This window comes from Sporomusa termitida (assembly GCF_007641255.1).
Classification (GTDB): domain Bacteria; phylum Bacillota; class Negativicutes; order Sporomusales; family Sporomusaceae; genus Sporomusa; species Sporomusa termitida.
Map to the genome: position 1 here is coordinate 3403463 of NZ_CP036259.1, position 14324 is coordinate 3417786.

The window sequence follows — 14324 nt, forward strand, 5'->3', positions numbered from 1 at the left end:
TGCCTTATAGGATTTCTACATACCCTTCTGTTCCATGCACGCGAATGCGTTGCCCATCTTGTATCAGCTTGGTGGCATTTTCTACTCCGACAACTGCTGGTAAGCCATATTCCCGGGCGATAACGGCTCCATGGGTCATCAGTCCGCCAACTTCGGTGACTAGGCCTTTTATGGATACAAACAAGGGTGTCCAGCTAGGGTCGGTAAAGGAGGTGACTAATATATCTCCATCTTCCAGATCAGCATCTTCCATGTTTAAGATGACACGTGCTCGTCCCTCTATAGCTCCGGAAGAAACAGGCAGGCCTACAATAGCTTCGGCTGGGAGATTTTCTCGTTTGTACTCACCGGAGAGTGTTTCACCATCAGACGTGATAACACGTGGCGGAGTTAGTTTTTCATATAACTTGTGCTCTTCTTTTCGTTTGCTGATGATCTGGTAATCCAGTGTATTTGTGCGTACGACTTCGCGAAATTCTTCAAAAGTGAGATAGTAGATATCTTCTTTTTCCTGAATAACGCCCACTTGTACGAGTAGTTCGGCTTCTTTCAGCAAAGCCTGCTTATAAACGAAGTAGCGATTAATCATGCCGTATTTTGGGTATTCACGATAACCGATGAAATTCCGGATTAGGTCGATCATTCGTTTTGTCTCTTCGGCTTTTCGTTTACCATCCGGTAATTGCTGCAATTGATCTAATAACTTTTGTTCTTTTTTCAAAGCTGCCTGTCGCCCTTGCTCAAATTTCCGCATGCTGGCATTAGGCGCAAAGTTTTTGATGTTGCTGAGAATCATGGGGACAAGTGTAGTTGGTTGTTCGCGCCAACGCGTTCTCGTAATATCGATTTCTCCGACACAGCGCATTCCGTATTTATTGAGATAAGCATAGATAGCGTCTTGGGTTTCCTGTCCACCAGCAAACTTAACCAGTTCATCCAAAAAGTTATCGTCTTTTATATGTTGTAAATAATCAATTACTTCTGGATAAGGACGAATTACATCTGCGACATCCAATAGCGCCAGGCCCATTTCCGAAGTAATATTGTTGGGCACAGATTGAGAAAGCGTGTCTGCTACGTTTTTTTCACCTAACCACTTGTTCATTTTTTCATTGATCCATGCTGAAGCATCCATAGCAGCCATAATCACACCCAAACTTTGCGGGTCAAATAAAATCTGCTTTAATTGCTGGATATCTGCCAGAATAAAATCAAATAAATCTGCTCCTGATTTCGTTTGGATGTTTTGTTTTAACGCTTCTATTGATATTTGACTACTCTTAATCAGATCAGGAACGATTGTCGGATCGTTTGCGAATTGTGCCAGATAACTCCCCGGCATTCCTTTATTGCCGTTACTGTGACTCGGTTCTTTTTTTCCATCCGGTGACGATTTTATAAAATCTTCCCGCTCTACGATGGTCATGAGTGCGTCTTTTATGAGCGGATCGGATTGCCCCCAGGCATCTATTATCGTTTTTCTGCTGACAGGCGAAGCCAGATTATGCGTGATATCAACAAATAACCTTCCACCAGCCTTAGACATGGGTGCCGGGGTCGTTAACAGGAAAAAAGACAGTCCCAATGGTTTTATGGCATCGGTCATCATTTGGTTATGACCGACAGATACGTAGACGTGATTTTCCTGATCGTTCGCTGCAGGGATGGGGTATAAAGTAGTAATTGGCCGACTCTGGACAATATAAAATGTATCATCAACCAAACACCATTCGATGTCCTGGGGGTGGCCGAAATGTGCTTCGATCTTTCTGCCCATGCCCTCAAGCTGCAAAATCTGCTCATCCGTCAGCGCCTGCCGATTCTGCCGTTCAGGCTCAATCGCCTGTTCTTTCGTACCGCCGTCTTTTAACGCATAAACAGCCAGTTTCTTGGTGGATATCTTCTTATCGATAACCTTGCCGTTACACACTTTATAGATATCAGCATTCACCAGGCCGGAGACCAGGGCCTCACCAAGGCCGAAGCCGGCATCAATGGATAACACTTTCCTATTAGAGGTGACGGATCGGCAGTAAACAGAATTCCTGCCGCCTGCGGGAAGACCATCTTCTGAACAACTACTGCCAGGTGAACTTTACGGTGGTCGAAGCCGTTTTGCAGGCGGTACGTTACTGCCCTCGCGGTAAATAGCGATGCCCAGCACTTGCTGATATGCTTTAGGATTGCCTCCTTGCCGGTAATGTTCAAATACGTATCCTGCTGGCCGGCAAAGGAGGCCGTCGGTAAATCCTCTGCAGTTGCGCTGGATCGTACTGCGTAGGCATTGTTTTCTCCCAGCCTGGAGAGGCGGTGGGAGATCTCTTCATAAATGTCTTGAGGGATGGCTATCCCTTCGATGACCCTGCGGATCTCACTGCTAAGCTCACTGATTTTATCCCGGTCTTTCCCCTTTAGAAGCGCTAGCCGATCAAGTAGTTCGTTAAGCGCCGGCGTTTCTCCAATGATTCTTTTAAAGGCTTCAGTAGAAATACAAAAGCCAGCCGGCACGCGTATTCCGGCAAGCTTGGCAAGCTCCCCCAGGTTCGCGCCTTTACCCCCAACAGCCAGGAGTTTTGTTTTATCAATATCCTGAAAATTAAGCACAAAGTAACTCATACCTTTCTCTCCTTTGGCAATTCCTGCTTTGCTCATTTTGATGACGTTCTTCAGGCTAAACGATTTACCGGAGATGTACAGTGTCTTGACCATGTTATATTTTAGTTTTAGGGCGAGACAAAATGGTAAAGGGAAATTACTGCTCCCAAGTGTTTATAAATATCTTTCCCGTCAGGTTGTTTTTTCATGTCCTCAGACTCACGGGGGACGGTTCGTAACCACTGAAAAAGTCAATATTAAAACCGATTTCCTACAATATATTGAGAATGAAATTATATTGGACAACTATATATAGTATGTATTCGAGGACGAGTGGCACTTTTTCAGCAGTTTCGGACGGTTCGCTTGAGTCATCTCCTACCCTTTTATCCGCACTTATCAATTCACCAAAGCCAGTAACCGGGGCCTGGCAACTGCCCCCTTCCCAGCGGCGCACTTCCCCGCATCGCGGCACACAAAAAGGGGCAATGACCACTACGATCATTGCCCCCTGCCGCCGGCCTTACCTGCTACTCATCCCGCTCTAGAAAAACTCTGGCTGTATAAGAAGCCGGGTTAATTCCCCTGCAGACGACGCTAAGCCTGTGCCTATTCAGCCGCTTCGAGCAGTTCGTCCGGTATGGTTAAGCCGATTGCCGCAGCGGCTTCCTTATTGATAATGACCTTGGCCTCCTTCTGGGCGGCGACCGGCATAGCGGCCGGGCTGGCCTTGCCGGCTAAAATATCGGCCGCCATTTCACCGGATTGGAAGCCAAGCTGGTAGAAGTTCACCGAAACCCCGGCCGTCGCCCCGCCGGTCTTAACCGGGGCTTCATCGCCAATGAACACCGGCAGCTTGGCCGGCACCGCGATCTTGGCAATATTGGCCATGGCCGAAGCAATAATATTATCGGTCGGGCAGTAAATAAAATCCACTTTGCCGACAAAGCTCTGCACCGCCTGCTGAATGTCATTGACGTTCGTAACCGCCGCTTCAACCACCGTCAAGCCCTGTTCAGCGGCGTATTCTTTCATTGCCTTCACCTGTACCTGCGAGTTCGCTTCACTGGCGGTATACAGCGCGCCCACCGTTTTGGCCTGCGGGATCAGTTTTAGCGCCAGGTCGATCTGCTGCTTGGGCGGCAGGTAATCGGTTGTCCCGGTCACATTGCCGCCCGGCTTATCATTCGCCTTCACCAGCTTCGCCGCCTCGTAATCCGTAATCGCCGAGCCCACGACAGGGATCGTTTTCGTTTCATTGGCAACCGTCTGCGCCGCCGGCGTCGCTATCGCGTAGATTAAGTCCACCTTGTTATTGACAAACCGCTGGCTGATCGTTTTTAAGTTGGACTGGTCTCCCTGGGCGTTCTGCTGATCAATTGTAATGTTCTCACCGTTCTTATATCCCCGGGCCGCCAGTGCGTCCACAAAGCCCTGGTTGGCGGCGTCCAAAGCCCCGTGCTGCACCAGTTGCAGCACGCCGATCCGGTAGACCTTGCCTGCCTCCGCGCCGGCTTCCTTTTTTTCCCCGCCGCAGCCGGCAATAACGCCAGCCACCAGCACGGCCCCCAGCCCCAGGGCGATCATTTTTTTCAGATGCAAAGTTTTCAACATACCGCTCACTCATCCTTTTCTAACAAAAATCGTCCCTGCCCAGGGACGACGGACGTGCATCGCGGTACCACCCTAGTTATCCGGCGAAATAAAAAGAGCGCTACCGCAAGGGACGGAAAACTCCGCGGTACCACCCTAATAATCTCGAATCAGATCAACTCACAGCCCTATAACGGGTGCCACTCCGGCTCAGCCTACTGTCGTTTCAGCCTCGCAGTTCAGAAAGGTACTTCAGCCTATAGCGCCAACCGGTTTGCACCACCCACCGGCTCTCTGCCTGGCGCTTATAAACCTACTTTTTTTCATCATTACTGTTTACAATGTAACATTACTATGATTTTACTTGTAATACCACCGTTTGTCAATACCATTAGGCGGGACAAGCCTAAGCCAAGGCCCGGCTCAGCTCAGCAGCATGCGGTCGCTGACCTCCTCGCCGCCGGAATGCTCGAAAGCGTCCAGCAGGTCATGGACGGTCATTTTTGCCTTTTCCGCTCCATGAATATCTAATAAGATTTTACCGTCGTCAAGCATAAGCAGCCTGTTGCCAAAACGCAATGCGTCCCGCATGTTATGCGTAATCATCAGGGTCGTTAAACCGTTTTCCGCCACAATATTCTGCGTCAGGTTCAGTACCTTTTCCGCTGTTTTGGGGTCCAGCGCCGCGGTATGCTCATCCAGTAAAAGCAGCTTGGGCTTCCGCAAGGTTGCCATCAGCAGGGTAATCGCCTGCCGCTGCCCGCCGGATAAGGTGCCTATACGATTTTTCAGCCGCTCCTCCAGGCCAAGGTCCAATTTAGCCAGCTTTGCTTTAAATTCGGCAAATTCATCCTGGCGAAAGCTCCAGCGCAACCCCAGCTTTTTCCCCCGCCTGGCGGCAATGGCCAGGTTCTCCTCCACCATCATATCCGCCGCCGTCCCTAGCATAGGGTCCTGAAAGACTCTGCCGATATAAGCGGCCCGTTTATGCTCGGACATACCGGTTACATCAATATCGTCAAGATAAATCCGGCCGCAATCCACTTTAAATACACCGGCAATGGAGTTCAGGAGAGTGCTCTTGCCCGCCCCGTTGCCGCCGATGACGGTAATGAAGTCCCCGGTCTTCATCTCCAGGCTTACGTTTCTCAACGCCAGCTTTTCATTTACCGTACCGGCGAAAAAGGTTTTGCTGATACCTTCGATTTTTAGCATTTAGATCCCCGCCTTTCTGCTGTCCAATCTGGTTTTAACCAAAGGCAGGGACAAAGCAATTGCGACCAGGAGAGCGGTGAATAGCTTCAGATCGTTGGGCGGCATGCCCAGATACAATACAACCGCGATGACAATCCGGTAAACGATGGAGCCTAGGACCACCGAAATCAGGGCATTTTTCACACTCCGGGAGCCAAACAGCACTTCGCCGATAATAACGGAGGCAAGACCGATGACAATGGTGCCAACGCCCATGCCGACATCGGCAAAGCCATTGCTCTGGGCGATGAGAGCGCCTGATACGGCTACCACTCCGTTGCTGAGCACCAGACCCAGCAAGATCATATTATCGGTATTAACCCCCATAGCCCGGATCATTTGCGGATTATTGCCGGTGGCCCGCAAAGCCAGGCCGATTTCCGTGCCAAAAAACCAATAGAGGAGGGCCGGACATACCACGGCGGCAATCAGGCCGACCACGAAGGTCGTCATATTCGGCGATAAATGTAAAAATTCCAAAGAGGTATATACCGTATCGGTATTTAACAGCGATACGTTCGCTTTGCCCATAACCCGCAAATTGACCGAATACAGGGCAATCATGGTTAAAATCCCGGCTAACAAGGCGGGTATTTTCAGTTTCGTATGCAATAAGCCGGTGGCAGCGCCCGCCAGCATGCCGGCGATACCGGCGGCCAGAATAGCGGCAGCAGGGCTGTGCTGCCCCTCCAGCAGCACAGCCGCAACGGCGGCGCCCAGCGGAAAGGTTCCCTCCACGCTTAAATCCGCGATATGCAAAATGCGGAAAGTCAAGTATACGCCTATCGCCATGACCGACCATAGCAGCCCCTGGGCGATAGTAGAAATAACCAAATCGTTCATATTGTTCCTCCCCTGTGTTGCCTGCCGGCTGCTGTAAGCGCGCGGCCTGTACGGCCACAGGTGGCCGCCTTCCTGACCGCGCTCCTATTCAGCCGCTTTGAGCAGCTCGTCCGGTATGGTTAAGCCGATTGCCGCGGCGGCTTCCTTATTGATAATGACCTTGGCCTCCTTCTGGGCGGCGACCGGCATAGCGGCCGGGCTGGCTTTGCCGGCTAAAATATCGGCTGCCATTTCACCGGACTGGAAGCCAAGCTGGTAGAAGTTCACCGAAACCCCGGCCGTGCCGCCGGTCCTGACCATGGTTTCATCGCCGGCAAACACCGGCAGTTTGGCCGGCACCGCGATCTTGGCAATATTGGCCATCGCCGAAGCTATCGTATTATCGGTCGGGCAGTAAATAAAATCCACTTTGCCGACAAAGCTCTGCACCGCCTGCTGAATGTCATTAACGTTCGCAACCGACGCTTCAACCACCGTCAAACCCTGTTCAGCGGCGTATTCTTTCATTGCCTTCACCTGTACCTGCGAGTTCGCTTCACTGGCGGTGTACAGCGCACCTACTGTTTTGGCCTGCGGGATCAGTGTAAGCGCCAGGTCGATCTGCTGCTTCGGCGGAATGTAGTCCGTTGTCCCGGTCACATTGCCGCCCGGCTTGTCATTCGACCGCACCAGCTTCGCCGCCTCGTAATCCGTAATCGCCGAGCCCACGACGGGGATCGTTTTCGTTTCATTGGCAACCGTCTGCGCTGCCGGGGTCGCTATCGCGTAGATTAAATCCACCTTGTTATTGACAAACCGCTGGCTGATCGTTTTTAAGTTGGACTGGTCTCCCTGGGCGTTCTGCTGATCAAGGTGAATGGTTTCACCGTCTTTATATCCCCGGGCCGCCAGTCCGTCCACAAAGCCCTGGTTGGCGGCGTCCAAAGCCCCGTGCTGCACCAGCTGCAGCACTCCGATCCGGTAGACCTTGCCTGCCTCCGCGCCGGCTTTCTTTTTTTCCCCGCCGCAGCCGGCAATAACGCCAGCCACCAGCACGGCCCCCAGCCCCAGGGCGATCATTTTTTTCAGATGCAAAGTTTTCAACATACCGCTCACTCATCCTTTTCTAACAAAAATCGTCCCTGCCCAGGGACGACGGACGTGCATCGCGGTACCACCCTAGTTATCCGGCGAAATAAAAAGAGCGCTACCGCAAGGGACGGAAAACTCCGCGGTACCACCCTAATAATCTCGAATCAGATCAACTCACAGCCCTATAACGGGTGCTACCCCGGCCCGGCCTACTGTCGTTCAGCCTCGCAGTTCAGGAAGGAACTTCGACCCATGCGCCGACTGATTTGCACCAACCATCAGCTCTCTGCCCAGCAACATAGATTTACTTTTTTCCGTCATTACTTTTATATTTTCAGTTATTGTTGTTATTGTACTAATTGCCCGGTACTTTGTCAATAACCCCGGGGAAATATCCCGACTCATGGGCGACTCACGGGGACGGTTCTCTTGAGTCATTTTTATCAGCTTTATCACTACCACTCGCTAAAAGGCAGTAAGACCTAGACCATAGCTCCGGCCCCGATGGAATACCTAAGGCTGTCTTTTAACAGTCGTTTTTCCCTGACACAGTAAACCAAGCACGACTCTAGCCTACGGCTGGAGGCTTTTTCCTTCAACAATCGGGGTGATCGCCGCGGCATCAGCGGTTAACCACAGTCATCTGCAAACCGGCCATCACGTCGAGGGCAGCCTGATGCAACCGTTCGTCAAAACTGGCGGTGCAGGCGGCGTCGATGACAATCTCCGCCTCCGGCAGAGCCGCCTTGGCCAGTACGGCGTTGGCCAGGACGCAAATATGGGAAACCACGCCGACCAGTTCCACCCGCTCGAAGCCCTGCCCGCGCAGATACGCCACCAGTTCCATTGATCCGAAAGCGCCTTTTTCAAAACGCAGATCGCCGGCAGAGCAAAGGGAAGCAACCTGACCGTACAGTTGCCAGCCCGGCGTGTACTGCAGGCAATGGAGCACCGGCAGCTTTTTACCTTCCTGGGTTGCCAAATAATCCGGCTGATGCGTGTCAAAGGTAAAGGCAACCGGGTCGCCGTTGCGTTTGTAGTGTTCAATCTTAGCGACAATCGCCGTCTCCAGCTCCGCTGCTTGGGAAAAGCCCAGCGCGCCGTCAACAAAGTCGTTTTGATAGTCAATGACCAGTAAGATATTTTTCACTTGTGTACACTCCTTCTCTGTCCAAGCTGCCTCCCGCCGCTTTGTCAAACAACTCATATTAACCGCCCTGCTTTTTTGAAGCTTTTTGTAAATTATACCATATTGTCGAAACCTCAGTGAAGCCTACTCAAAAACTCTTTTATAAAAAGTCGATTCAGTTAGATTCTCCCAAGGCCGAAGGAAGCCCCGGTGAATGCAGGCACAGAGACTGACGCACGAAGTGCGGCTGCAAAAGAGGAGACGCGGCCCGGTTCCGCATGAACCGTTTTTGGTAGCTATTGACAAATCAATTCATTTCATGATAATTTAGTAATGATCCTATGCCTTATTATAGAAATTAGGCCGGAAATTCGTCTGACTTTGATAACAAAAGAGGACGAGAAAATTCTTAGCGAATTTTCTCGTCCTCTTTTGTTCTTAAACAGAAAGTTATAACATTCTTAAAGGCAGGCTAAAGCCAAAAGCGTCCTTGCGCTTTCGCCAAGACTTAGAATCAGACGGGTTTTCTAACTGATCAGGACAGTCACAACTACCTGCCTCAATAATAATAAAGTTTTGCTGTATTCTGCAATACTGTATAAAAAAAGAATCGGGAGTAGTGATAATGAATTGAAATCAATAAAGCGTTATATTTATAGTTTAAGGCGCTTATTGGGGATAGTTGTTCTGCTGATGTTATGGGAATTTTTGCCGCGAATGAATGTTGTGGATAAAAATTTTCTGCCTCTTTTTCAGTGGTTGTAGCTACTTTTTGGCAAATCCTGTTGTCCGGCGAATTAGTTGAGCACATTTTTGTTAGTTTAAAACGGTCAGTGGCCGGTTTTTTTCTGGGAATTGGCCTGTCTGTACCGCTGGGCTTTGCTGTCGGCTGGTTTAAACAGGCCGAATTTTATATTGACCCCATCATCCAGTTGTGCCGGCAAACATCTACCCTGGCACTTTTACCGGTGTTTATGCTGGTGTTTGGGATCGGTGAATTGTCCAAAGTGGCCATTGTGTTTTTGGGCGTATGGTCGGCGATTCTGTTAAATACCATAAACGGGGTAAAAGGAGTTGACCCTTTGCTGATCAAGGCGGCAAAATCCATGGGTTCCTCTCAGCTCACCATATTTTACAAAGTGGTTTTTCCGGCGGCGCTGCCCTCAATTATTACGGGAATCCGCCTCAGTGCCACCTCTTCCATTTTAGTCCTGATTGCGGCGGAAATGATGGGCGCCAGTTCAGGTTTAGGTTATCTGCTGATGGATACACAGCTTAAGTACCTTATACCGGGTATGCCAAACGGGCGCAGACGGCACGGGCAACGATGGATACACAGCTTAAGTACCTTATACCCAAAATGTATGCAGCCATTATGACGATGTCGATCATCGGCATCATTGTCAATTATGTGATTGTTTTCTTTGAAAAAAAAGTATCCCGTTGGCGACGCCAGGAAATATAACCCCATTGCCCGGACAGGTTTAAATTAAATGTCATCGCGGAAAAAGCGGTGTTGGGCGGTACGCTGCGTTGTTTTAAAACAGAGATTGCCGAACAGGCCGGCGAACTGATTGAACAGACTGTGAAAGCCATCTCCTCACTGCATGGGGCCCAGTATCAGTTTTCCTTTGCCAGAGGCCTGGTTCCGTTGATCAATGACGCTACAGCGGTTGACCTCCTGACCAGCGCTGCCAGGGAAATTGCCGGCGAGCACAGCGTTGTGCCGGTGCCGCAAGTGCTGCTGGGTGAAGATTTTTCTTTGTATTGCCAACAAGTTCCGGCCGCATTTTTTGTTTTGGGGACAGGCTTCGCGGGGCAAAAAAATTACCAGCTCCATCATTCGAAATTCAACCTGAATGAGGCGGCGCTGGTGGTTGGAGCCTCGGTGCTGGCCAATGCAGCACTCGCTGCTTTGCGTAAATAACGGCACTGGCAAATGACTCACGGGGACGGTTCGAAACTGCTGAAAAAGTGCCACTCGTCCTCGAATACATACTATATATAGTTGTCCAATATAATTTCATTCTCAATATATTGTAGGAAATCGGTTTTAATATTGACTTTTTCAGTGGTTACGGACGGTTCTCTTGAGTCATTGCATGCCTTTTTAGCGTACTTATATTCCACAAAAGTCAGTAAGAACGGGGACATAGTTCCTGTCCCCCTGTCCCTGTCCCCCTGTCCCTAGAATAACCGTTCACCGTCCGAACCATGGCGGCGCATATGCACCCACCTTTTATAGCGGGGATCCTCCGGATTTTTACTGATAGTCTCTTTTTCCTGCAAATACAAACCAATATCAGTGCTGTTAAAAACCTGCCGATCCTCACCTACCGGACAAACTTTGGCACAAACTCCACAGGGATAACGATGCTCCTGACGCAATTGCGCGTGATAGCGCGCGCAGGCATGTTTATCCATCAGGGCAATGAGTTGATCGTCACGGCTCGTAAAGGCCTGGGTTGGACATAGCCTTTGACATACCCGGCATTTAGTGCACAAATCGGTTGCCAGAACATCATCAGGCGCAATTTTCAGCCGGGTAAATACCGAAACATATCTCACCCTCGGTCCGTACTGCCGGTTAAGCAGCACGTGGCTATAGCCGATTGTTCCCAGGCCCGCATATTTGCCGGCAAACACATGACTAAACGCCGCTACCGGCTTGTTCACCAATACCTGAATATCACCATAAGCATCACGGGGCATAAATATCGACCCATGGCCTTTTTCCGTTAAATACACGGCCAGCCGGTAAGCAATCTGATCAAGCAATTTATTGGTGGTGTCATATAATTCGACATAGTTGATTGACGGCGTTGTTTCAATGATCGGTAATAACACCGGAACGCCCAGGACAATGACCGTATTGGTCTCAGGCCAGATGGCTGCAGGTCTGTAAGCGGCTTCTACTTCATTGTATTCATCCCAGCGCGAGGCCGGAGCAAACCCAATCAGGTTCGCACCAAGCTTCCGTGCGTATTTGCTAATTTGCAGCTTAGTGATTGCCATATTAAACTCCCTTCCCTTGCCGGTAACGGGCAACATGCAGGCTTTTTGCGCTTGCTGCCGCCAACGCTCTCGTCAGAACGCATTCGATCAGCGTTTTTTCATTCTTTATTCACCAACAGAGACATCCTGCTTCCAATTAGTAAAGAACTTTTCAATCAGCTTTAAAACATAATTAATGCCCAGACCCATAATGGCCAGACTGACAATACCGGCATACATTTCCGGGATATTAAAGGTCTCCTGCGAATACATAATAAGATATCCCAGGCCTGCCGTAGCGCCAATCATCTCTGCCGCTACGAGCGCCATGACGCAATAAGAACCGCCCAGCCTGATGCCGGTAAAAATATCAGGCGCCGCTGCCGGCAGAATGACTTTCAGAAAAATAAAACCCTGCGATGCCCCCATCGATTTTACCGATTGAACGACAAGCCTGTCAACATGTTTTACGCCATGGCTGGTATTGAGCAGAACCGGCCAGAGCGAAGCCCAGAAAATAATGATCGTTTTCGATAACTCACCCACGCCAAACAGCAGGATAAACACCGGAAAAAGCGCAAATGCCGACATCTGCCGAAAAGACTGGAACAAGGCGTCCAGAAATCTTTCGATTCTTTTGAAGTAGCCGATAAATAAGCCGAATATCGTACCAACTATGACCGACACCGCCATTCCAATCAGCACGCGCTGCAGGCTGATCAACAGATGCTTGGCAAGCTCGCCGCTGTGAAAAAGTCCGATCATTGCCTTGTACACCGCTGAAGGAGGGCTTAAATAAGTAGAGTTTACCCAGCCGGCCTGCGGCGCTATCTCCCATAATGCCAGAAACAGGATAAGACCTACTGTCTTTTCAAAGGAGCTGCTGAACAGATCAGCCAGTTTTTTCATGGTCTTCACCCTCTTTCGACCCGGTTTGCAAACGCTGCGCTTTGCTGACTTCATCTTTAATAAGTTCCCAGGCATACTGCCTGATCCGGGCAAATTCGGCTGAGTTGCGGATTTCCTCCGTCCTGGGGCGTGGTAGCGGCACTTCAATGATTTCCTTAATCGTGCCCGGCCTCGCCGTCATAACGGCTACCCTGTCCGACAACAGAATCGCTTCATCAATGCTATGCGTAATGAAGACAATAGTTTTCTTGTCTGCTTCCCAAATTTTAATTAATTCGATTTGCAAGGTTTCCCGCGTTTGCGCATCTAGGGCAGCGAAAGGCTCGTCCATTAATAAAAGATTGGGCTGATAAGCCAGTACCCGGGCAATGGCAACCCGTTGGCGCATGCCGCCCGATAATTGGTGAGGATACTGATTGGCAAAGGCCGACAGCCCTACCAAAGCTAAATAATGCCGGGCAATGGCTCTGCGTTCTTTTTTGCCGATATTGCGAATTTCCAGGCCCACTTCCAAATTCTCCAGCACCGTCCGCCAGGGCAATAACGCGTAACCCTGAAACACTAGGCCGCGATCAAAGCTCCGGTCTTTTACCGGCTGACCGTCGACCAGAATCTCTCCGCCGTCATGCTGATCCAAACCGGCCAATATATTCAAAAAGGTGGATTTTCCGCAGCCGCTCGGTCCCAGGATTGACAAAAATTCCCCTTCGCGAACCTGCAAATTGAAGTCATCCAGAACTACCAGTTTCTCTTTTTTTCCTGAATTGCTTTTTACCTGAAATTCGCGGCAAACCTGACTGGCCTGTATCTTGGTCATAACAAATGCTGCTCCATTCTGATTTATTTCTTTGCGGGATTGAAGTCATTGGTATAAATCTGTTCAGGCGTCACCTGACCCGGAGCAAGCTTATTCGCGGCAACCAGCCGGTCAATCCAATATTTTACCCCGGCTTCCGGCACAAGCTGGTCCGGATAAAACTCATACATCTCCGCTTGATTGACATCAATATTAAACCTTTTGGCCATGATGGCCCTGGCTTCTTCCTGATGCTCGTTATTCCATTTGGCTGTTTTAATCAGGATTTCCGTCAGCTCTTTTACCGCTTCCGGATGCTCTCTGGCGAATTTGCCATTAACCGAATACGGACACATACCACTTAATCCCTGGTCAATATCATAATCACTGAATAATAATGTAAACTGCGCGGTATTGGCCGCAGTCCGGCCCGAAGCCGGCGGATGGATAATGGCAATATCGGTATCGCCGCGCAGCAGCGGAACTTCCTGCTGATCTTCCGGTGCAGTCTTAAAATTGATGCTGGCCGGGTCAGCGCCGTTCTCCTGCAGATACTTCTTGGTTACATATTCCGAGCAGGCGCCGAAGCTGTTCAAGCCAATGGTCTTGCCGGCAAAATCTTTTATGGATTTGATCTCTGAATCTGCTTTGACAAAATATTTCATATGCGGCCATTGCTTGGTAGACTGGCTGCCGGCGGCAAAAATCTTAATATCAGCGCCGCTGGCCACTGCGGCAATGACGACCGGAGTATGGCGTGTCGCTATGTCAATCGATCCATTAACCAGCGAGGGAATTACCTGTCCGGTAGCCAACTTGCCGATATATTTGGGCCGTACACCGGCATCTTTAAAATAGCCCAGTTCATCGGCCAGATAAATAAAATCATAATAAACCAGCTCCGGATACTTAAATTCCACGACCTGCTTCTCGCCTTTCTGCGCCGTCTGCTTTGCCGTATCGCCACCGCAGCCGGCGATAAGCACACTGAGGATAATTGCAATAACTCCGAGGACAGCCATCTGTTTGATTTTACCCATTTCATCATCTCCCCCATTAAATTAGGTCTGTGAATAACTCACCGCTTTTGACATCACCTGGGTTCCTGCAACATTAAATACCAGGCTTTCGCCGGGCGTC

At 49.9% G+C, this 14324-nt stretch carries 11 protein-coding genes, 1 pseudogene and 2 other annotated features; of the genes and pseudogenes, 2 read left to right on the forward strand and 10 right to left on the reverse strand.

All coding sequences use genetic code 11. The features are described from left to right. Nucleotides 1-4 precede the first annotated feature (4 nt). The 6 genes and pseudogenes from ppsA to SPTER_RS16020 all read right to left on the reverse strand — a co-directional run bounded on the left by ppsA (nucleotide 5) and on the right by SPTER_RS16020 (nucleotide 8506). Nucleotides 5-2709 (reverse strand): annotated as a pseudogene (gene ppsA, locus SPTER_RS15995) (phosphoenolpyruvate synthase). 495 nt (nucleotides 2710-3204) lie between these two features. Then, a complete protein-coding gene (locus tag SPTER_RS16000) occupies nucleotides 3205-4206 on the reverse strand; it encodes an ABC transporter substrate binding protein (protein ID WP_425474372.1) in 1002 nt (333 codons plus the stop codon). 108 nt (nucleotides 4207-4314) lie between these two features. Then, nucleotides 4315-4527 (reverse strand) — a binding site (T-box leader). Nucleotides 4528-4611: 84 nt separating this feature from the next. Next, nucleotides 4612-5403: an ABC transporter ATP-binding protein gene (locus SPTER_RS16005; protein ID WP_144351293.1), complete on the reverse strand. Its 792-nt coding sequence runs from the start codon at nucleotides 5401-5403 to the stop codon at nucleotides 4612-4614. After that, nucleotides 5404-6285 (reverse strand): ABC transporter permease, encoded by an 882-nt coding sequence (locus SPTER_RS16010; RefSeq protein WP_144351294.1) that lies wholly within the window; start codon nucleotides 6283-6285, stop codon nucleotides 5404-5406. A gap of 84 nt (nucleotides 6286-6369) precedes the next feature. Further along, nucleotides 6370-7368, reverse strand: coding sequence for an ABC transporter substrate binding protein (locus SPTER_RS16015; RefSeq protein ID WP_425474373.1), 999 nt, complete (start codon nucleotides 7366-7368; stop codon nucleotides 6370-6372). Nucleotides 7369-7476: 108 nt separating this feature from the next. Continuing rightward, nucleotides 7477-7686 (reverse strand) — a binding site (T-box leader). Nucleotides 7687-7978: 292 nt separating this feature from the next. Then, nucleotides 7979-8506 (reverse strand): cysteine hydrolase family protein, encoded by a 528-nt coding sequence (locus tag SPTER_RS16020; protein ID WP_144351296.1) that lies wholly within the window; start codon nucleotides 8504-8506, stop codon nucleotides 7979-7981. Nucleotides 8507-9240: 734 nt separating this feature from the next. Here SPTER_RS16020 and SPTER_RS16025 point away from each other — a divergent pair. Together SPTER_RS16025 and SPTER_RS16030 are read left to right on the forward strand one after the other, a co-directional pair. Continuing rightward, nucleotides 9241-9864, forward strand: a complete 624-nt coding sequence (locus SPTER_RS16025; RefSeq protein ID WP_246105322.1) for an ABC transporter permease — start codon at nucleotides 9241-9243, stop codon at nucleotides 9862-9864. Nucleotides 9865-9998: 134 nt separating this feature from the next. Continuing rightward, nucleotides 9999-10412 carry a M20/M25/M40 family metallo-hydrolase gene (locus tag SPTER_RS16030; protein WP_170233303.1) on the forward strand — a complete coding sequence of 138 codons (414 nt, stop codon included), beginning with the start codon at nucleotides 9999-10001 and terminating at the stop codon, nucleotides 10410-10412. 260 nt (nucleotides 10413-10672) lie between these two features. Here SPTER_RS16030 and SPTER_RS16035 read toward each other — a convergent pair whose 3' ends face one another. The 4 genes from SPTER_RS16035 to SPTER_RS16050 all read right to left on the reverse strand — a co-directional run bounded on the left by SPTER_RS16035 (nucleotide 10673) and on the right by SPTER_RS16050 (nucleotide 14224). Then, a complete protein-coding gene (locus tag SPTER_RS16035) occupies nucleotides 10673-11500 on the reverse strand; it encodes an epoxyqueuosine reductase (protein WP_144351298.1) in 828 nt (275 codons plus the stop codon). 105 nt (nucleotides 11501-11605) lie between these two features. Next, on the reverse strand, nucleotides 11606-12388 hold the full coding sequence (locus tag SPTER_RS16040) for an ABC transporter permease (RefSeq protein ID WP_144351299.1): 783 nt from the start codon (nucleotides 12386-12388) through the stop codon (nucleotides 11606-11608). Next, nucleotides 12372-13205: an ABC transporter ATP-binding protein gene (locus tag SPTER_RS16045; RefSeq protein ID WP_144351300.1), complete on the reverse strand. Its 834-nt coding sequence runs from the start codon at nucleotides 13203-13205 to the stop codon at nucleotides 12372-12374. The genes SPTER_RS16040 and SPTER_RS16045 overlap by 17 nt, the downstream gene beginning before the upstream one ends. A 23-nt stretch (nucleotides 13206-13228) precedes the next feature. Then, nucleotides 13229-14224 carry an ABC transporter substrate-binding protein gene (locus tag SPTER_RS16050; protein ID WP_144351301.1) on the reverse strand — a complete coding sequence of 332 codons (996 nt, stop codon included), beginning with the start codon at nucleotides 14222-14224 and terminating at the stop codon, nucleotides 13229-13231. Nucleotides 14225-14324 lie beyond the last annotated feature (100 nt).

Bases quoted from the DNA above. Each gene is read 5' to 3' on its own strand.
- SPTER_RS16040 (WP_144351299.1), bottom strand. From the start codon at position 12,388: ATGAAAAAACTGGCTGATCTGTTCAGCAGCTCCTTTGAAAAGACAGTA.
- SPTER_RS16010 (WP_144351294.1), bottom strand. From the start codon at position 6,285: ATGAACGATTTGGTTATTTCTACTATCGCCCAGGGGCTGCTATGGTCG.
- SPTER_RS16035 (WP_144351298.1), bottom strand. From the start codon at position 11,500: ATGGCAATCACTAAGCTGCAAATTAGCAAATACGCACGGAAGCTTGGT.
- SPTER_RS16045 (WP_144351300.1), bottom strand. From the start codon at position 13,205: ATGACCAAGATACAGGCCAGTCAGGTTTGCCGCGAATTTCAGGTAAAA.
- SPTER_RS16005 (WP_144351293.1), bottom strand. From the start codon at position 5,403: ATGCTAAAAATCGAAGGTATCAGCAAAACCTTTTTCGCCGGTACGGTA.
- SPTER_RS16050 (WP_144351301.1), bottom strand. From the start codon at position 14,224: ATGGGTAAAATCAAACAGATGGCTGTCCTCGGAGTTATTGCAATTATC.